Annotated in this window: 17 protein-coding genes and 1 pseudogene; 10 read left to right on the forward strand and 8 right to left on the reverse strand. The window is 40.8% G+C overall.

Translation table 11 applies throughout. From position 1 onward, the window contains the following. The 5 genes from FN732_RS01310 to polX all read right to left on the reverse strand — a co-directional run. Positions 1-702 (reverse strand): helix-turn-helix domain-containing protein (locus tag FN732_RS01310; RefSeq protein WP_142933830.1); only part of this gene is annotated, 702 nt, incomplete at its 3' end. A gap of 520 nt (positions 703-1,222) precedes the next feature. Next, positions 1,223-2,143 carry a UDP-3-O-acyl-N-acetylglucosamine deacetylase gene (gene lpxC / locus FN732_RS01315; RefSeq protein WP_142933832.1) on the reverse strand — a complete coding sequence of 307 codons (921 nt, stop codon included), beginning with the start codon at positions 2,141-2,143 and terminating at the stop codon, positions 1,223-1,225. An 88-nt stretch (positions 2,144-2,231) separates the two neighbouring features. Continuing rightward, a complete protein-coding gene (locus FN732_RS01320; RefSeq protein ID WP_142933834.1) occupies positions 2,232-3,860 on the reverse strand; it encodes a radical SAM protein in 1,629 nt (542 codons plus the stop codon). A 103-nt stretch (positions 3,861-3,963) separates the two neighbouring features. Further along, entirely contained in the window at positions 3,964-4,488 is a 525-nt protein-coding gene (locus tag FN732_RS01325; RefSeq protein WP_142933836.1) for an Hsp20/alpha crystallin family protein, read from the reverse strand. Between the two features lie 75 nt (positions 4,489-4,563). Next, positions 4,564-6,288, reverse strand: coding sequence for a DNA polymerase/3'-5' exonuclease PolX (gene polX / locus FN732_RS01330; RefSeq protein WP_142933838.1), 1,725 nt, complete (start codon positions 6,286-6,288; stop codon positions 4,564-4,566). A gap of 48 nt (positions 6,289-6,336) precedes the next feature. Between polX and FN732_RS01335 the strand changes: the two genes are divergently transcribed. The 9 genes and pseudogenes from FN732_RS01335 to FN732_RS09830 all read left to right on the forward strand — a co-directional run. Continuing rightward, on the forward strand, positions 6,337-6,747 hold the full coding sequence (locus FN732_RS01335; RefSeq protein WP_142933840.1) for a PaaI family thioesterase: 411 nt from the start codon (positions 6,337-6,339) through the stop codon (positions 6,745-6,747). After that, positions 6,744-7,814, forward strand: a complete 1,071-nt coding sequence (locus FN732_RS01340) for a hypothetical protein (RefSeq protein WP_142933841.1) — start codon at positions 6,744-6,746, stop codon at positions 7,812-7,814. The genes FN732_RS01335 and FN732_RS01340 overlap by 4 nt, the downstream gene beginning before the upstream one ends. Next, complete coding sequence (locus FN732_RS01345; RefSeq protein ID WP_142933843.1) at positions 7,807-8,496, forward strand: YggS family pyridoxal phosphate-dependent enzyme; 690 nt, start codon at positions 7,807-7,809, stop codon at positions 8,494-8,496. The genes FN732_RS01340 and FN732_RS01345 overlap by 8 nt, the downstream gene beginning before the upstream one ends. Before the next feature lie 12 nt (positions 8,497-8,508). Then, the gene (locus FN732_RS01350) at positions 8,509-9,513 is read left to right on the forward strand and encodes a 3-dehydroquinate synthase II (RefSeq protein ID WP_142933845.1); all 1,005 of its coding nucleotides are present in this window, start codon (positions 8,509-8,511) and stop codon (positions 9,511-9,513) included. A gap of 8 nt (positions 9,514-9,521) precedes the next feature. Beyond that, entirely contained in the window at positions 9,522-9,833 is a 312-nt protein-coding gene (locus FN732_RS01355) for a hypothetical protein (RefSeq protein WP_142933848.1), read from the forward strand. After that, entirely contained in the window at positions 9,830-10,774 is a 945-nt protein-coding gene (gene rfaD / locus FN732_RS01360; protein ID WP_142933850.1) for an ADP-glyceromanno-heptose 6-epimerase, read from the forward strand. The genes FN732_RS01355 and rfaD overlap by 4 nt, the downstream gene beginning before the upstream one ends. Positions 10,775-10,920: 146 nt before the next feature. After that, positions 10,921-11,292, forward strand: a complete 372-nt coding sequence (locus tag FN732_RS01365; RefSeq protein WP_185954197.1) for a MerR family transcriptional regulator — start codon at positions 10,921-10,923, stop codon at positions 11,290-11,292. A 13-nt stretch (positions 11,293-11,305) separates the two neighbouring features. Continuing rightward, positions 11,306-13,849, forward strand: a complete 2,544-nt coding sequence (locus tag FN732_RS01370; RefSeq protein WP_142933852.1) for an ATP-dependent Clp protease ATP-binding subunit — start codon at positions 11,306-11,308, stop codon at positions 13,847-13,849. A 56-nt stretch (positions 13,850-13,905) separates the two neighbouring features. Continuing rightward, positions 13,906-14,088 (forward strand): annotated as a pseudogene (locus FN732_RS09830) (DUF2934 domain-containing protein); the annotation flags it as partial. Here the strand turns inward: FN732_RS09830 and FN732_RS01380 are convergent. Beyond that, on the reverse strand, positions 14,075-15,286 hold the full coding sequence (locus FN732_RS01380) for an Nramp family divalent metal transporter (RefSeq protein WP_142933854.1): 1,212 nt from the start codon (positions 15,284-15,286) through the stop codon (positions 14,075-14,077). The pseudogene FN732_RS09830 and the gene FN732_RS01380 overlap by 14 nt on opposite strands. Positions 15,287-15,331: 45 nt before the next feature. Here FN732_RS01380 and FN732_RS01385 point away from each other — a divergent pair, with 45 nt between their 5' ends. Then, positions 15,332-16,264 (forward strand): beta/alpha barrel domain-containing protein, encoded by a 933-nt coding sequence (locus FN732_RS01385; RefSeq protein ID WP_142933856.1) that lies wholly within the window; start codon positions 15,332-15,334, stop codon positions 16,262-16,264. Here FN732_RS01385 and FN732_RS01390 read toward each other — a convergent pair. Both FN732_RS01390 and FN732_RS01395 read right to left on the reverse strand, forming a co-directional pair. Further along, a complete protein-coding gene (locus FN732_RS01390) occupies positions 16,261-16,863 on the reverse strand; it encodes a 2,3-bisphosphoglycerate-dependent phosphoglycerate mutase (protein WP_142933858.1) in 603 nt (200 codons plus the stop codon). The genes FN732_RS01385 and FN732_RS01390 overlap by 4 nt on opposite strands. Further along, positions 16,864-17,766: a cation diffusion facilitator family transporter gene (locus tag FN732_RS01395; RefSeq protein ID WP_142933860.1), complete on the reverse strand. Its 903-nt coding sequence runs from the start codon at positions 17,764-17,766 to the stop codon at positions 16,864-16,866. It lies immediately after the preceding gene.

The following is a 17,766-nucleotide window of genomic DNA, read 5'->3' on the forward strand; positions in this document are numbered from 1 at the left end:
CTTTTCAAGTTCTTGGAAAAATCGTTTCCCACTCCTGCTGCTTTTTGTAGAATAAACCTTTGCAAAGCCTATTCTGGTGAATTTATCTATTGCTGAAAACTGGTAGAAGGTTTTTCCGCACCAGTAGAGGTATTTGACATCTATGAGGACTGTTCCGGGTTTATCGGCTCTAAGTCCTCTTCTGGTGCGGTTCTTTTTCCCTATTTGTTTTCTTTTCTTAAAGTTCCATGTGAGTTTTCTGGTTCTTTCTATCAGATTGTTTCTCTTTAAAACTCTGTAGATGGTTGAAGGAGAGACTTTTATGTCGAGGTATTTTTCTATAAAGACTGATATTTTTTCTTTGCTCCAGGTAGGGAATTTTTCTCTTACTGTGATTATGAGGAATTCAAGTTCTGGTTCTATCTGAGGTTGTCTTACTCTGTGAGGTCTTTTGTTTCTGTCTTTGAGGCCTTCTAAACCGTACTTTTTGTATCTATTTTTCCACTTGTAGAAGGTAGTTGGACTTATTCCGAAGTATCTGCAGGTTAGTCTTGCATTTTGGTGTTTTTCGTAGTGTTGAATCCATTTAAGTCTTTTTCTCACGTTTGGGTCTTTTGTTAGGTCGAGTTTGGTTTTGATTTTCGTTCCTCTTTTGATTGTTTTTTTGAAGGGTGTATTTGATATGTGCAGGGATGCACCTTTGAATTTCTTTAATTGTTTCATTGGTGGACACCTCCTTTTGTTGGAGTTTAAATCTTATTTTAGGGTGTCCACCTTTTTTCTGAACTTCAGTAACACCTTTTTCGAGTTTAGTAGGTAGTAACTACTATATTTCTCTAATCCTACTTGGTTTCTAAACGTTGTTTTATTAAAGATATCTGCATCTTTTTATGATAGTTAAAATATTTTTCAGAGTTTTACTTTGATTGTTATAAATGCAACAAGAGCAACTTCAATAATTGAAGTTGCTGTGGACGATGTACACAGGGGCATCAGTAGAGGATTACCAGAATATAGATAACCCAGGGAAGTTAATACTCCAAAAGAAGGAAATATGGTAAGCTTTTTGAATTTACCACCTTTAAAAAACAGAAAAAGAAGAAAAGAAAGGCTGTTAAGAATTAGACACCTTAAACTTAAGAGATTTAACTGAAAGTTGGGAAAATATTTGAGATAAAAGAACGGAACTTGAGCAGAAAGGAGAAAAAAGAAGGAGAAGATACCAATTTGCAGTTTATACTTTTCAATCAGTTGCGAAAGCTCCCTCTTTTCCAAGTAGAAAACCTCTATTTTTAAGAGTTTCCTCCTCAAGCTCAACGAGTTCATAGAGTTTCTCGCTATAAATTCTCTTTACTAGGGAGGCATTTAGAGCATGTCCCGTTTTATAGGCTGTTATTTTTGCAAGTAGGGGATAACCTAAAATGTATAAATCCCCTATTAAATCAAGAGTTTTGTGGGCAACGAATTCGTTTTCTATTCTTAATCCCCCTTCATTAATAATCCCATTGTTGTCTATTACAATAGCATTCTCTAAACTACCTCCCTTAGCCAAACCCGCAGCCCTAAGTTTTTCTACCTCATTGTAAAAACAGAACGTCCTTGCTTTTGCAATCTTTTTGAAGTTCTCAATGCTGTGGGTATATGTAATTCTTTGATACTGTACCTTCTTATAGGAGTGGTTAAAGGAAATTGTATTGTCTATTACGAGTTTATTGTTCGGTTCTGCGTAAATTCTCTTGTTCTCAAATTCAATTAAAACTTCCTTTCTTAGGAAAGCATACTTTCTCTTCTTTTTAAGCTCCCTAATTCCAGTTTCCTCAAAGAGGAGAATGTAAGGTGCGGAGCTCCCATCCAAAATTGGAATTTCCTCAGAATCCAAAAACACAAATAGGTTGTCTATTCCAAAGGCAGAAAGTGCAGCCATAAGGTGCTCAACGGTTTGAACACTAATCTCCCCGTTTGATAAGTTTGTGGCATAGAAGAGTTTTGAGAGGTACACAGGCGATGCTTTAATAGAGGGAGAACCTTTTATATCTGTTCTAATAAAAACAATTCCTGTATCTGCTGGAGCAGGTGAGAGTTTTACGTTTACTTTCCTTCCCGTATGAAGACCAATTCCGCTGAACTTGACCTCTTTAGAAATCGTCCTCTGATAAACCTGCATTTAACTCTCCAAAGAATTTGGGAAATTATACGGAGAAATAGCCCAATTTCGCTTCCTAAATCTATTTCTGATTTGCAAAATTGCATTTCTACTTACAGAGACCGCACACTTTACAACCGGGGAAACAGGCTGGAGTTGCTTTTCTTTCATAAGTATTTCGATACTCCCTCCAGAGATACTCTTTGTCAATTCCACTCTCTATGAAGTCCCAGGGAAATACTTCTTCCTTTTCCCTTTCCCTGGTGTAGAGCTCCTCAAACGGCAGCCCCATTTCCTTTATTACTCTTCTAAAGGGAGCTCTCTCCTTTACGCTCTTAACTGCTGCCTTACCAATTCTTGTATCTCCCCTTGAAATAATTGCTTGGAGAACTACTTCCTTTGGTTTCTCGTAAGTCAGTGAAACTCCAGGTAGTTTTCTAACCAACTTTGAAATCTTCTTTAACTTCTTTTCTATAGTTCCCTTACTGTTCAATCCGTACCACTGAAAGGGGGTGAAGGGCTTTGCAATTACTGGATTAATACTTAGATGAACCTCTCCCCTTTTTCCTTTTTCCTTCCAAAAGGGAGTAGCTATTTTCACAAACTTCCCTGCCATTTCGGGAATTTTTTCGATATCCTCATCCGTTTCTCCTGGAAGACCTATTAAAAAGTAGAGCTTTAAATTCTCAGCCCCGCTCTCCAAGCACTTTTCCGCAAACTCAAAGTACCTCTCATCCTTAACCTTTTTATTAATTGAAAATCGAAGTTCCTCAGAACCGGCCTCAGGAGCAAGGGTTACTGTCTTTTGTCCCGATTCCTTGAGTATTTCAAATATAAATGGAGATGTTGATGAGGCTTTCATAGATGAAAAAGAGGCTCTCATACTGCACTTTTTCAGTACCTTATAGAGCTCCTCCATTCTTGAATAGTCTGTAACTCCAGCACCTATTAAACCAACTCTACTAACGTATTTTGAAGCAATCTCTATTTCCCTCTCAACAACACTAATATCCTTTTCCCTGTAGGGAAGTCCCATATAGGAGGCAACACAGAATCTGCACTTTTCTACGCATCCCCTGTTGAGCTCTATCAGAAACATCTCGTTGAATGTTGTACTTTCTGATATAAAACACGAGTGGGAAGGTGTAATCCTAAAAATTGGAGAACGATAAATTTTTCTCCTCTCTCCTGAAATTGAAACAACCTTTAGGCCATCGTAGCTGAACGTATAATTCTCACTCAATACTACATTATCAAATTTCTCTAAACTCTCAATAGAAGGTTTTTCTACTAAAGATTGAAAAACTTCCTCTATACGTCCCTCAGCTTCTCCCAAGTAAACTGCGTCTAAAATGGGCAAGAAGGGGACTGGGTTGTAGTAAAGGCCTATTCCTCCACCTATTATCAAAGGGGAATTTTTTCTTTTTTCCCTTAATGGCTCAATTTCCCAGTTTAAGAGGAGCTCCACAATCTTAAAAAGGTGATTTTCATACGTTACTGTAAAGGCAATTACGTCAAACTCTTTAGGATTAAGTTCTAAAAAGTAGGAACTTTCCATTTCTTCAAAAATAAGGTCGCAGCTTATACCCTCTATTGAATTTAAGAGGGAATAGATTCTGTGGAGGGAAAGGCTTGAAAATCCAACGTTTTCAGCTCCTGGATATACAAGTAAAATCTTTAAATTTCCCTTTTTGTAGACAAGGTGTTGACATTCACGGACAAGGGTTAACTCTGACATTAAACTCCTAAACAAGAACTGTTTTCAACAAAAATACTTCGGAATAAATGAAAAAGCCACCCTTTCGGGTGGCCTATATTGGAAATTTTAGAGAAAATTCTAATTACTTCTCCTTATTTTCATCTCCTTTATCCTCTTTCTTCTTCTCTTCCGGCTCTTTAACGATAATCTTAACTTCCTTCCTTGCTGCTTCAGCCTTTGGAAGCCTTATTTCAAGAACTCCCTTATCGTAGTAGGCCTCAATTCCTTCCTCTTTTACCTCAACAGGTAACGGAATTACTCTTTGGAACTCTCCATAGAAAGTTTCACTGAAGAACACGTTGTCCTTTTCTTCCTTCTGCTCCTGCTTTTTGACACCACGGATAATTAAGTAGTTCCCTCTAACCTTTACATCAATGCTGTCTTTATCAAGGCCGGGCATTTCAGCCTTTACTACTAACTCATCCGGCGTTTCGTACATTTCAATTTTTGGTTCAAAACCTGCTTCAAATCCGGGAAACTCCCTTCCGAATCCTCCAAATCCCCTCATCATTTCAGACATCATTCTCTCAATCTCTTGGAAGTGTCTGAACATATCCTCAAAGGGGTCAAACCCTCTCCTACCTCTTCCAAAGAATCCTCCAAACATCTCTCCCTCCTTCAATTAGGTTTTAGTTTAGTTTAAATCTAACTTTAAATTAAGTAAAAGTTTTTTATAAGTCAACTATTTGACTCCAAACTTTTTCCTCTTTTCTTTTACAAATTTTTTGATTTCTCTCAATCCCCCTGCATTGACAACGTCCTTTTTCTCAACCCATCCCCTCCTTGCAGTTCCAACTCCCAACTTTATCATCCACATGTGGTCTGTATGGTGGGAGTCTGTGCTTATTACAAGTTTTGCTCCAAACTTTACGGCCAACCTACAGTGAGCATCCCTTAAGTCAAGTCTGTTGTAGTAGGAGTTAACTTCAAGAGCAGTTCCCGTTTCTGCCGCCGTTTTCATTATTTTCTCAATGTCTAAGGGATAGCCGTCCCTCTGGCCTATTATCCTACCCGTAGGATGGGCTATCGCATTGACGTAAGGGTTGTTCATTGCCCTTATTATTCTCTCTGTATTATCCTGAGAGAACCTTGAGTGGATGGCTGCAACTACAAAATCCAATTCCTTTAAAATCTCGTTGGGATAGTCCAACGAACCGTCGGGGAGTATATCAACCTCTGCACCCTTTAAAACTCTTATCTTTCCCTTGTACTTCTCGTTTATTTTGTCTATCTCGTAGTTCCTCCTCTCCAAATCCTCCTCTGAAAGCCCGTTGGCAACCTTTAGACTCTTTGAGTGGTCCGTTATTGCTATGTATCTGTATCCCATCTCAATTGCCTTTTTAACGTAGTCCTCAATGGTTGATGCACCATCAGACCAGTTTGAGTGAATGTGAAGGTCTCCCTTTATCTCACTGTAATCAACAAGTTTTGGGAGTCTGTGCTCTAAGGCTGCTTCAATTTCTCCGGTATCCTCCCTTATTTCAGGTGGTGGAGTATCCATTCCTAAAGCGCTGTATATTTCCTCTTCCGTCCTTCCAGCAATCTTTTCATTCCCTTTAAAAAGACCATACTCGTTCAGTTTCAACCCCAACTTTAAACAAATTGTCCTTAAGTGAATGTTGTGAGCTTTTGAGCCTGTAAAGTACTGGAGTGCTGCTCCGTACGATTCGGGTTCTATCACCCTTAAATCAACCTGCTCTCCCTCCTCAACAATAACCGTGGCCTTCTTTGTTCCCTTCCAGAGAATCTCTTTAACATTTGGAAGGTTAACGAAGGCATCTATTATTTCTAAGTTCTTTCCCGTCGCAAGAATGTCTATATCACCTACCGTCTCCTTCATTCTCCTTGTTGAACCACAGACCGAAATCCTCTCAACGGCCGAATGCTCCTTTAACTGGTCTATGATTTTGTCTGCAATGAATACTGCAACCCCTAAGAGAATTCTTCCACCACTACTTTCAAGGAGCTCTATTCCCTTTTTAATCTTCTCAACCTTTTTCACTCCAAAACCGGGAAGTTTCAGTAAATCCCCCCTTTCTATTGCCCTCTTTAAATCCTCAATACTCCTAATTCCCAATTTATCGTAGAGAAGCTTAACCGTTTTAGGACCAACTCCAGGAATATCCAGTAGTGTGAATACGGTATCCGGAACCTGCTGTTTTAACTTTTCAAATTCCTCTATCTTTCCTGTCCTGAGAAACTCAAGGATTTTTGCCTGTAACCTCTGGCCTATTCCCGGAAGCTGAGAGAGCTTTCCTTCCTTTGCAAGTACTTCAATATCCTCTGATAAGTCCCTAATTAGCCTTGCTGCATTCCTGTAAGCCCTTATATGGTAAGGATTATCCCCCATAAATTCAAGAATGTCGGCCCACTTATCAAAAATGTCTGCTAATTCCTTGTTCTTCACCTTACCCCCCTCCTAACACATTTAACTTTAAATTATAATTTTCCCATTATGAGTGAAGGGAAATTAAAAAGGGACAACTTTTGTTTTGTCTGTGGAAAGGAAAATCCAAGGGGAATGCATCTCTCCTTTGAAAAGAAAGAAGACTGCGTAACTGCAAGATTTTCCCTTCCCAACTACTATCAGGGTTACGAAAACGTTATCCACGGTGGCATAATCTCACTCATTCTTGACGAGGCTATGGCCTACCTTCAATCCCTCGAAGAAAGGTTTTTAACGGGAAAAATAACTGTTAAATTCCACTCTCCCCTCTATGCGGATGAAGAGGTTGAGGTAAAAGCCTGGATTGAGTCGGACAGGAGGAAATACAAGATAACTAAGGCAGTTATGAAGAAATTGAACGGCAAAACCGTTGCAGAGGCAGAAGCCCTCATGTTTGTTTTGAAGGAGAGTAAGGAATGAGAACAAAGCTCCTGATTTTTCTCGTTTTACTAATACCTGGAATTCTCCATTCTCAGGAAGTAACCGTTCTTACAGACTCTGCCTCTGTAAGGGAAGTTCCATTCGGAAAAATAGAGAAGACGTTAGATAGGGGAAGTGAGAGGGAACTTGGAAATGTACTCCAGTTTTGGGGGAAAATGGAGGACGGTTGGATTAACCTTGACTACTGTAACTATACACTACCCCTTTTAAAAAAAACGGGAGAAATTCAGTTAGAGTACTCAATAATTTCTGAACCCATAAAGATTGACGGCATTAACTTAAACAGAGGAGATGTTGTCTATTTCTCAGGAAAAGGCGTTTTTTTCATCTTTAATAATAGAATTTTTCCAATAGGACAGTTTAGATTTAACATTAATAGGGAGGTCTATTCCATTTCTGTTTTAAACAGGAATTCAATCCTGTCCGATGGGGAAAAGTCTGTTAAAGTTAAGGCAGGTTCGGTTATTTTAAAGGGAGATTCAGGATTTATCTACAAAAACCATTTCTATACTCAATTAATCCCTGTAAAGCCAAAGGATAATATTGATAAAAGTCAGGTTTTAAAAGAGATAAACAAAGTTATTGATGTTTTTAACAGTGCAAAGCTCTCCTCGCCTTTAGCAGAGAGGTTAGGCTACTATGCAAAGACTCTTCCGATTAAGAGCTCCGACTTAGAGTTCTTCAACTCCCCAAACGGTTTAGGTGTGAGGGTAAAGATAAAGTATGAGTTCTTTACGAAGGATGGTTCTCCCATTCTTGGAAGGAAAACGAGGCTCTTTCTCAAAAAGAGTAACTATGAGTTCTGGCGCCACATCTCTGAATCTCTCTTTCATTCTGGTGTAAGGAGTTTTGTTGACTTGGAGATTTTTAGGTTTGACGGAAAAAACTCCTTTGAAGACTCTGGATTTGTTGTCTCGAGTTATCATATGTACAAGTACGGATACCTGAAGAACTGGAAGTCCTTTTTGGAAAACTCTGAATCAAATCTTAGCGATGATTTGTGGTTCTTTGCAGACGAGGTTTACGAGAGGTTGGAAAATGATTAGGGAAAATTTTGAAAAAATTAAGGAAAAAATTGAAAAAAGCTGTTTGAGAGTAGGAAGGAGTCCTGAGGAAGTTAAGATTCTTGCTGCTACAAAGACAAGAACCCCCGACGAAATTAGAGAGGCTTACGAAGCAGGAGTTAGACTTTTTGGGGAAAACAGAGTTCAGGAGGCAAGGGAGAAGATTCCTGAACTTAAGGACTTAAGAGATGCAGAGTGGCACATGATAGGCCATCTTCAAACAAACAAGGTAAAGTATGCAGTAGAGCTCTTTAACTGGATTGAAACGATAGATAGAAGGGAGCTTGTTGACGAAATCGTTAAAAGATTGGAGAAAAAGGGATTAGAGAGGATAAAGGGACTAATTGAAGTAAAACTCTCTCCTGAGGAGTCAAAGCACGGCTGTTCTCCAGAGAAGGTTGAGGAGCTCCTTTCCTACACTTTAGAGTTTCCACAGATAGAAATTTTAGGTTTTATGACAGTTCCTCCCTACCTTGAAAATTTGGAGGAGGTTAGACCTTACTTTAGGAAGTTAAGGGAAATTAGGGATAAGATGGAAGAAGTGTTTGGCAGGAAATTTCCGGAGCTCTCCATGGGAATGTCCCACGACTTTACAGTCGCAGTTGAAGAGGGAGCAACAATTGTTAGGATAGGAACGGCACTATTTGGAGAAAGGAAATACTAATTGGAGGATAGTATGAAGAAAGAGTTAATAGTTTACGTTAAAAGTCCTGAGAATAAAAAGGTTGTAACCGCTGCACTTGAATCTGGAGTCAGTGCAATTCTCCTTGATAAGCCTGAAAGTAAGAAGGTTAAATCCCTTGCAAAAGTTAAAACGATTGCTCCAGATGGGGACTACAAGTTGGGAGAGGAGTTTGTAATTGTTGAGATAAGGGGAAAGGAGGATGAAGAGAGGGCTGCAGAGCTCCTTAAAAAGGGAAAGAAGGTTATAGTTAAGACTACGGACTGGACGATTATTCCCCTTGAAAACCTCTTAGCCCAGGGAGATGAGGTTTACGCCTGGGTTAGAAATTCTAAAGAGGCTGAAACTGCAATAACGATTTTGGAGAAGGGGGTTAAAGGAGTAGTCCTTGACACAGAGGATGTAAATGAAATTAAGGCTACCGGAGAAGCAATAAGTTTAGTAGGGGAGAACGTTAAGTTAGAAGTTGCAAGGATAAAGAGGGTTAAACCGATAGGAATGTGCGACAGGGTCTGTATAGACACCTGTTCAAACATGAAGAGGGGTGAGGGAGCTCTTGTTGGAAATTCCTCTGCAGGAATGTTCTTAGTTCACGCAGAAACGGAGTCAAATCCTTACGTTGCTGCAAGGCCTTTCAGGGTTAACGCAGGCGCAGTTCACATGTACGTAAGGCTTCCGGGAGGAAGAACCAAGTACTTGGCCGAAATAGAGAGCGGTGATGAAATTATGATTTACAACTACAAGGGAGAGGGAAGGATTGCCTATGTAGGTAGAGCAAAGGTTGAAAGGAGACCTATGCTCCTCATTGAGGCTGAAACTGAGGATGGAAAGAAAGTAAGTGGAATACTCCAAAATGCGGAAACCATAAGATTAACCTCCCCTAAAGGTGAACCGATTTCCGTTGTTGACCTAAAGGAGGGGGATGAAGTTTTGGTTTACACTGAGGAGCCGGGAAGACACTTTGGAATGAAGGTTAAGGAAACGATTGTTGAAAAGTAGGGGGAATTATGGGAGATGAGTTCTTTAGGGAGTTGATGGCGGATGCCCTTGGAAAGTCGCCTGAGGAGCTATCTGAACTTTTAGGAGAAAATCCAAAAGTTTGCGACGTTTTTGTCCAGAGAGTTTACTTGGACGACTCCCTTCAAAAGTTTGAGTGGGGAGTTTCGGTTGTAAGGTTAAACGGAGATGATATTGAGGAGGCCTCGACCTACGGGGTCTTCCACAGGTGGAGTTTGGCAAGGAAGTACGGAAGGGCTCTAAAGGAGTTCTTTGAAAGTAAAGGTTACGAAACTCACTTAAAAGGGGAGCTTGGAGAATGAGGGTTCTTGTTACGGGAGGAGCCGGCTTTGTAGGTTCAAACTTGGTTTTGGAGCTCCAAAAAAGATTCCCTGACTGGGAAGTTTTTGTCCTTGACGACTTCTCTTCCGGTTACTTTAAAAACTTGGTTGACTTTAGAGGGGAAACGATAACAGGTTCAATAACTGAGAGGGAAACTGTAGAAAGGTTGAAGAAGTACAGGTTTGATGTAATCTTCCATCAGGCTGCAAACGTCGATACAACAGATACAAACCAGAGAAGAATGATGGAAGTTAACTGTGAGGCCTTTAAGGAGCTCCTCGAAGTTGTAAGGGAGTCCAAGGGGAGGATAGTCTACGCCTCATCAGCTGCCGTTTACGGAAATACTCCTCCTCCCATGAAGGTAAATGAGGGACTAAAGCCTGAAAACGTCTACGGTTTTTCAAAGCTCTCTATGGACATGTACTCTTACAGGTTTATGAGGGAAAACCCAACCGTTCCCGTTGTAGGGCTCAGATACTTCAACGTTTACGGTCCAAGGGAAACCCATAAGGGGAAAATGGCAAGTATGGTTCTCCAGCTTACAGTCCAGATACTAAAGGGGAAAAGACCGAGGCTGTTTAAGTGGGGAGAACAGAAGAGGGATTTTGTTTACGTTATGGACTGCGTTGAGGCAAACATAAGGGGAGCATTTTCTGAAAGGAGTGGAATTGTTAACGTTGGAACGGGAAGGGCAAGAAGTTTTAACGAAGTAGTAGAAATAATAAAGAAAACATTAGGCGTTGATGCTGAGACTGAGTACTTTGATAACCCCTACGACTTCTATCAAAACTATACAGAGGCCGATTTAACAGAGACGAAGGAGATATTGGGCTGGTATCCTCAAACTCAGATAGAGGAGGGAATTCCCCTCTACGTTCAGTGGATAAAGGAAAACGTCAATTGGGAAAAGCTCCCATACTGAGGGAGCTCCCCTTCTCTTTCTACAAGAGTTAAATCTTAAGTAAGAATACTTTATATCAAAAAGATTAAAAAGAAATTTTAGAAAAGTTGACAAAATTCTGAAACAGAATTAACTTCATTTTTAGAAGTTAATTGGAGGGTGGAACTGTGATTGATAAGGATACTCCCGTTTACATGATAAGTGTTGTTGCAAAAATTGCTGGTGTCCACCCCCAGACTCTCAGGTTTTACGAAAACGAAGGTCTCATAAAACCCTCAAGAACCGAGGGAAAAACGAGACTCTACTCTGAAAGGGACCTGTTAAGGATAAAGAGAATTGTTTCTCTTACCCGTAAAAAGGGCGTTAACGTTGCAGGAACCCATCTAATACTAAATCTTGAGGACGATTTAGAAAACCTATTTAACGAAATTTCCAAGAGGATTGATGAGGAAACAAAAAAGCTCCTCATATCAATCTTAGAGGAGCTCAACTTCAGTGAGCTTGATAAGGAGAGAATTTTAGAAATCCTAAAAAAATAGAAGGAGGGAAGAGATGAACATCTGGGACGTTTTAAGTGGAAGGGCAAAGGATGCAGTTTTGCTCTCCCAGGAGATTGCAAGGCAGTTAGGCGATAGGTACGTAGATACTGAGCACCTCTTACTTGCAATGGTTGAACTTCCAGGTTCACCTATACTTGACATTTTCACACTTGCAGGATTTGACCCTGTAAGGGCTAAAAAGTTCATCAGGGAGCAGGTAGACAGGGTTGGAAGACTCGGAATCCCAAGTTCCAGATACATGGAACATGAGGAAATTTACATAACTCCTACCCTCAAAAAGGTCTTTGATGCTTCGTTAGACATTGCCCGTCAGATGAAGGCAAGGAGTATTGACTTAGAACACCTGTTCTTGGCATTCTACGAAGTTCCTGAAGGAATGGCCTACAGAATTCTCATCAAATTTGGACTTGAAAAGGACGAGGCCGTTAGAGCTGTTAAGAAGTACAGGGAAGGAAGAGCAAAAGTATCCCGTGAGATTGGAGCAAAGGCTAAGGGAGGAGGAAGGCAGGTTCCAGAGGTTCTCAGGAAGTACGGAATCGACCTTACAGGTTTAGCAGAGGAAGGGAAGTTAGACCCAGTTATCGATAGGGAAAATGAAATCAAGAGGGTTATCCAGATTCTCTCCCGTAGAACAAAGAACAACCCTGTCTTAGTTGGTCCTGCAGGTGTTGGTAAAACCGCAATTGTTGAGGGTGTTGCTCAGAAGATTGCAAACGGTGAGGTTCCGGAAAACTTAAAGGATAAGAGGATAGTTGCCCTTGATATGGCAGCCCTTGTTGCTGGAACGAAGTACAGAGGTGAGTTTGAGGAAAGACTAAAACAGGTTCTTGATGCCGTTAAGGAGGAAGGAAACATCATTCTCTTCATTGATGAGCTCCATACCGTTGTTGGAGCTGGAGCAGCTGAAGGTTCAATGGATGCTGCCAACATCATGAAACCTGCACTTGCCCGTGGAGAGTTTAGAGTTATTGGAGCTACAACTGCAGACGAGTATAGAAAGTACATTGAGAAGGATCCGGCACTTGAGAGGCGTTTTGCTCCTGTTTGGGTAGGCGAGCCCGACATTGATACCGCAATACTCATGCTTAAAGGTCTAAGGCCAAAGCTCGAGGAGCACCACAGGGTAAAAATTACTGATGAAGCTATAGAGGCAGCAGTTAAACTCTCCAAAAAGTACATTCAGGGAAGATACCTACCCGACAAGGCAATTGATGTCCTTGACGAAGCTTGTGCAAGGAAAAAGATTGAGGCTACTTACAGCTCTCCAGAGCTCTCCGAGTTAAAGGATAAGCTCCACGCTTTAAGGGCTGAGCTCGATGAAGCCGTTAAGAACGAGGAGTTTGACAAGGCTGCCAAGCTCAAGAAGGAGATTAAGGACATTGAGGAAAAAATTAAGGAGCTTGAGAAGAAGATAGAAAAGAGAAGTGAAGAGGGAGAAGTTCCCGTTGTAACGGCTGAGGACGTTGCTGAAGTTATATCTGAAATGACAGGAATTCCGACCTCCAAGCTTCAGGAGGAGGAAGTTCAGAAACTCCTCAGAATGGAGGAGGAGCTCCACAAGAGGGTAATTGGTCAGGAGAGGGCTATCAAAGCAGTTTCTGAGGCAATTAGGAGGGCAAGGGCAGGACTTCAGCCTGCACACAGACCACTTGGAAGCTTCCTCTTTCTTGGACCTACCGGGGTAGGTAAGACAGAACTTGCAAAGGCCCTTGCAGAGTACCTATTCGGTGATGAGAGTGCAATCATCAGGCTTGATATGTCTGAATACATGGAGAAACATGCCGTTTCCAAACTCATAGGAGCTCCTCCAGGATACGTAGGATACGAGGAGGGAGGTCAGCTAACAGAGGCCGTTAGGAGGAAGCCTTACAGCGTAATTCTCCTTGACGAGATTGAAAAGGCACATCCTGACGTATTCAACATTCTACTCCAGATTCTTGACGATGGAAGGCTTACAGATGCCAAGGGTAGGACTGTTGACTTCAGCAACACTGTGATAATCATGACGAGTAACGTGGGTTCTGAGTACCTCATGAACCTCTCCAAGGAGGAGTTTGAGAAGAACTACGATAAGATTAAAGAGCAGATAATGAACCAGCTGAAGGCAAGGTTCAGGCCCGAATTCCTCAACAGGATTGACGAGATTATCATCTTCCATCCGTTAAGTGAAGAGGAGATTAAGAAGATTGTTGATATTCTCATTGATAGGCTCAACAAAAGACTTGAGGAGAGGGGAATTAAGGTTGAGCTTACAGAAGCTGCTAAGAGCGAACTTGCTAAAAGAGGTTACGTTCCTGAGTTTGGTGCAAGGCCTTTGAGGAGGACAATTCAGAGGGAGATTGAAACTCCGTTGTCCGTGAAGATTCTTGAGGGAAGCGTTAAGGAGGGAGATACAGTAGTAGTTGACTACGACAAGGATAAGGGTGAGTTTACCTTTGAGGTTAGGAAAGAGGAGCTCCCTCCAAAGAGTGCCGAAATCAAGACTGCCGAAGAGGAGAAAAAGGAAGAAACTAAGGAAGAAAACAAAGAGGAGTAATTCAGGGGGCTTCTGCCCCCTTTAATAATTTTTAAAAAAAGAAGGATAGAAAAGAGCTTATAAGAAAGGTTGCCTACAAAATCTGGGAGATTACAGGAAAGGGTGATGAAAGAACTCTTCAAAACTGGCTCGATGCTGAGGATATTGTAAACATGGTACTGTCATACTACAAGGAAGATGAAGAGGAAGCAGAATTTGGATGTGGATACCGCCACAGACACCGTTTTAGAGGATATTAGAGAGCAAGTAAACTGTTGCAGAGAAACTTGTTATCAGGGTTAAAAGCAAAAGGACGTTTGTAGGAAGTTTATTTTTTTGTTCACCTAAAATTTTTCTATTATTTCCCAAAATTAAGAGGAGAAAGCTCATAACAGGAAGAAGTATTCCATCCAAAACCTGACTGTAGAAGAGAGCATCTACTGCTGATATTGGGGAAAAGTCAATAAAGTCGCCGATTAAAAGAGAAGATAGGAAAACAAAATAAAATCCCCTTGCATCACTAACTCTGTTTTCAAGACCTTCCCTCCAACCAAATGTATCTGCTACTGCATAGGCTGTTGACCCAGCCAAAACAGGCACTGCAAGGAATCCAGATACTAAAACGCCAAGACTGAAAATTAAAAAAGCATACTCTCCAGCTACAGGTTTGAGGGCAAGAGCAGCATCTGAAATCTCCTCTATGTTCTTCTGGTTGTGGAGCATGACTGCAGATGAGACTATTATTGCATAGGCAATAATATTTGAATATACCATTCCTAAGATAGTATCCCACTCTGCCACCTTTGCCTGAGCTACCGTTGCATGTTCTTCCTTTTCCTCCGATGCCTGCCAGAAAATCATGTACGGAGAAATTGTCGTCCCTAAAAGACCTAAGGCAGAGAGAAGAAAGGCTATTTTGAAATCTATATGGGGAATAAATGTACTTAGTAAAAGGCTCTTTACATGAGGTTTTGACATAATCGCTGATAGAATGTAAAGGCTTAAAATACTGGTTAACCCAATGAGAACTTTCTTAACAGTTCTATAACGTTTAAACGTTACTAAATAGGCAATCAGAGCTGTTATTGGGACCAAGTAGTAAATGCTTTTAACACCTGTTAGAATCTGAAAAATAGATGCAACTGCCTCTAGATCGGCTCCAATTGTTAATATGTTAGCAACCGAGAGTAGAAGAACAATTCCGTACGTAAATTTTTTAGGATAGAACTTACTGAGGATTTCAGGAAGGCTCTTTCCAGTTACTAATGCCAACTTTGCTGCAGTATTTTGAACTGCTATCATCATTGGTGTTGAAAGAAGTAAAAGCCATAGCTGAGAAAATCCTGTTGTAGCACCAACTATCGTATAGGTGAGTATTCCTGCAGGGTCATCTCCTGCCCCACCTGTTATTATCCCAGGCCCTAATTTTTTTAGCCTCTCCTTTACTCTTTCTTTCAATTATTTTCTCCTATTTGGTATAGTTGTAAATATACAACGAAATTCATGGGGGAAGCTGTGGAAAATTTGAGTTTTTCAGTGCCATTAGATGTCCCTGAAGAAAGAAAAGAAGATTTCATTAAAAACATGAATGAAATCACAAAAGGAACGGGAAGATTAATGCTGTTTGCAGGAGACCAAAAAGTTGAACACCTAAACGATGACTTCTACGGAGAGAACATTCCTATTGATGACTCACAGCCGGAGCACCTTTTTAGAGTAGCCTCCATCGCTAAAATTGGAGTTTTTGCAACCCAGCTTGGACTAATAGCAAGGTATGGGGAAAAGTACCCTAATGTTCCCTATTTGGTGAAAATAAATTCAAAAACAAACTTAACACCTTACGAAATAAGGGACCCTGTAAGCTTAGCCTGGTACTCCTTTGAGGATGTTGTTGATTTTAAGGAAAAGAGCGGTCTCAAAATCTACGGAATTGGATACACCGTTTATTTAGGAAGCGAGTTTGAACACTTAATGTTAAAGGAAGCTGCATCTTTAGTTCATGCAGCTCACAGTGAAGGAATGGTTGCAGTTTTGTGGATGTACCCAAAGGGAAAGGCTATAAAGAACGAACACGATCCTCACTTAATAGCAGGTGCGGCCGGCGTTGCAAACTGCCTTGGAGCCGACTTTGTTAAGGTGAAGGTTCCGATTATAAACGGAAAAAAATCTGCAGAGGCTTTGAGAGAAGCAGTTTTAGCAGCAGGAAATACAGGTGTTCTGTGCGAGGGAGGAAAGAAGGAGAATCCTGAGGAGTTTCTAAGGGAGCTCTACGAGCAAATTCACATTGGTGGAACCAGAGGAAACGGAACGGGAAGAAACATTCACCAGAATACGATAGAAGATGCCGTTAGAATGGCAAATGCGATATACGCCATAACCATCGAGAATAAAACAGTTGATGAAGCTTTAACTATTCTTAGAGAATCTCCTGTTTAGAACCTTTTAGAGAGGATTTTCCCGTTTCTGTCAATATCGTACACGTACGGAATTCCCGTTGGGATTTCAACGTTCATAATTTCCTCAGGAGAGTACTTTTCCAAGTACATAACTATTGAACGAAGGGAATTCCCGTGGGCAACAACTAAAACGTTTCTCCCATCGGTTACGTCCTGAAGAATTGCTCTTTTTAAAAATGGTACAGTTCTATTTGCCGTATCCTCCAGTGACTCACCATGAGGAGGAATGTGGTAACTTCTCCTCCAAAGGTGGACAATCTCCTTTCCGTAAATCTCCCTCGTTCTGTCCTTGTTAAGACCTTGAAGATCTCCGTAGAACCTCTCGTTAAGGGCAGCATCCCTTATAACAGGGATTTCTGTATCCAAAACCTGAAGAATAATCTCAAGAGTCTCTATAGCCCTTATCAGAACAGACGTGTATGCCACATCAAAGGCTATACCCGAGTACTTTAATACCTCTCCTGCAAATTTTGCTTCCTCTCGTCCTTTTTCTGTTAAGGGAACATCAGTCCAGCCTGTAAATCTGTTCTGTAGGTTCCACAACGATTGACCATGTCTAACAAGAACCAACTTTGCCATTTAATCCTCTCTGTAGATTAATTCTTTTCTATCCCTTCTGTTAAACTCCGGTTGAAGGGTAACGTGGTTTATCCCAAACTTCTCCTTGAGGAATTTTTCAATTTCTCCTATAGTTTCCGTTGCTTTGCTGAGGTTTAAATCCTCATCAAAATCAACGTGAGCCTCAAAATGAACTGTCTTTTCGTCCAACCTCCAGAGGTGGATGTGGTGGAGGTTCTCAACCTCGTTAAATTTTGATTCTATGCTCCTCTTTATATCCTCAATGTTTATATTCGGAGGAGCTCCCTGCATAAGAATATCGATTGATTCCCTGATAAGAGGATACGAGGACTTCATTAAATAAACTGCAATTAAAATTGATACTAAACTATCAATCCAGAGTACGTGAAAGTACTTTATTAAAATGCCACCGAGAACGACTGCAAAGCTCGTCATAACATCCGTAAGAAGATGAAGGTAAGCCGCCCTTATGTTTAGATTTTCATGTTCATGCTCCTTTAATAGAAAAACGCTTAGGCCGTTAAGTAAAATGCTTAAAACTCCAAGCCAGATGACCAAGTCGGCAGTTACACTTTGAGGGTGGATTAATCTGTCCAAAGATTCCACAATCAGGAAGACAGCAATTCCAAAAAGAAAAGTTGAATTAAAGAGAGCTGCTATGGTTTCTGCCCTCTTGTATCCAAACGTCTTTTCCTCAGTTCTCGGTTTTTTTGAAATTCTATTTGCCCACCATGCAATTACCAAGGATAAAACGTCACTGAGATTGTGGACGGCATCACTGAGGAGTGCTAAACTTCCAGACCAGATGCCACCAACTATCTGAGTTAATGTTATTACAACATTGAGAATAACAGCCGTTAAAAGGGCTCTTCCCTCTAAACTGTGATGGTGGTGATGTCCCAA

The organism is Balnearium lithotrophicum (genome assembly GCF_900182585.1).
Taxonomy (GTDB): Bacteria; Aquificota; Aquificia; order Desulfurobacteriales; family Desulfurobacteriaceae; genus Balnearium; species Balnearium lithotrophicum.

Excerpts from the sequence above, each read along its gene's own strand:
- lpxC (WP_142933832.1), bottom strand. The coding sequence starts at position 2,143 with ATGCAGGTTTATCAGAGGACGATTTCTAAAGAGGTCAAGTTCAGCGGA.
- FN732_RS01320 (WP_142933834.1), bottom strand. The coding sequence starts at position 3,860 with ATGTCAGAGTTAACCCTTGTCCGTGAATGTCAACACCTTGTCTACAAA.
- FN732_RS01325 (WP_142933836.1), bottom strand. The coding sequence starts at position 4,488 with ATGTTTGGAGGATTCTTTGGAAGAGGTAGGAGAGGGTTTGACCCCTTT.
- FN732_RS01335 (WP_142933840.1), top strand. The coding sequence starts at position 6,337 with ATGAGTGAAGGGAAATTAAAAAGGGACAACTTTTGTTTTGTCTGTGGA.
- FN732_RS01340 (WP_142933841.1), top strand. The coding sequence starts at position 6,744 with ATGAGAACAAAGCTCCTGATTTTTCTCGTTTTACTAATACCTGGAATT.
- FN732_RS01345 (WP_142933843.1), top strand. The coding sequence starts at position 7,807 with ATGATTAGGGAAAATTTTGAAAAAATTAAGGAAAAAATTGAAAAAAGC.
- FN732_RS01350 (WP_142933845.1), top strand. The coding sequence starts at position 8,509 with ATGAAGAAAGAGTTAATAGTTTACGTTAAAAGTCCTGAGAATAAAAAG.
- FN732_RS01355 (WP_142933848.1), top strand. The coding sequence starts at position 9,522 with ATGGGAGATGAGTTCTTTAGGGAGTTGATGGCGGATGCCCTTGGAAAG.
- rfaD (WP_142933850.1), top strand. The coding sequence starts at position 9,830 with ATGAGGGTTCTTGTTACGGGAGGAGCCGGCTTTGTAGGTTCAAACTTG.
- FN732_RS01370 (WP_142933852.1), top strand. The coding sequence starts at position 11,306 with ATGAACATCTGGGACGTTTTAAGTGGAAGGGCAAAGGATGCAGTTTTG.
- FN732_RS01385 (WP_142933856.1), top strand. The coding sequence starts at position 15,332 with ATGGGGGAAGCTGTGGAAAATTTGAGTTTTTCAGTGCCATTAGATGTC.
- FN732_RS01390 (WP_142933858.1), bottom strand. The coding sequence starts at position 16,863 with ATGGCAAAGTTGGTTCTTGTTAGACATGGTCAATCGTTGTGGAACCTA.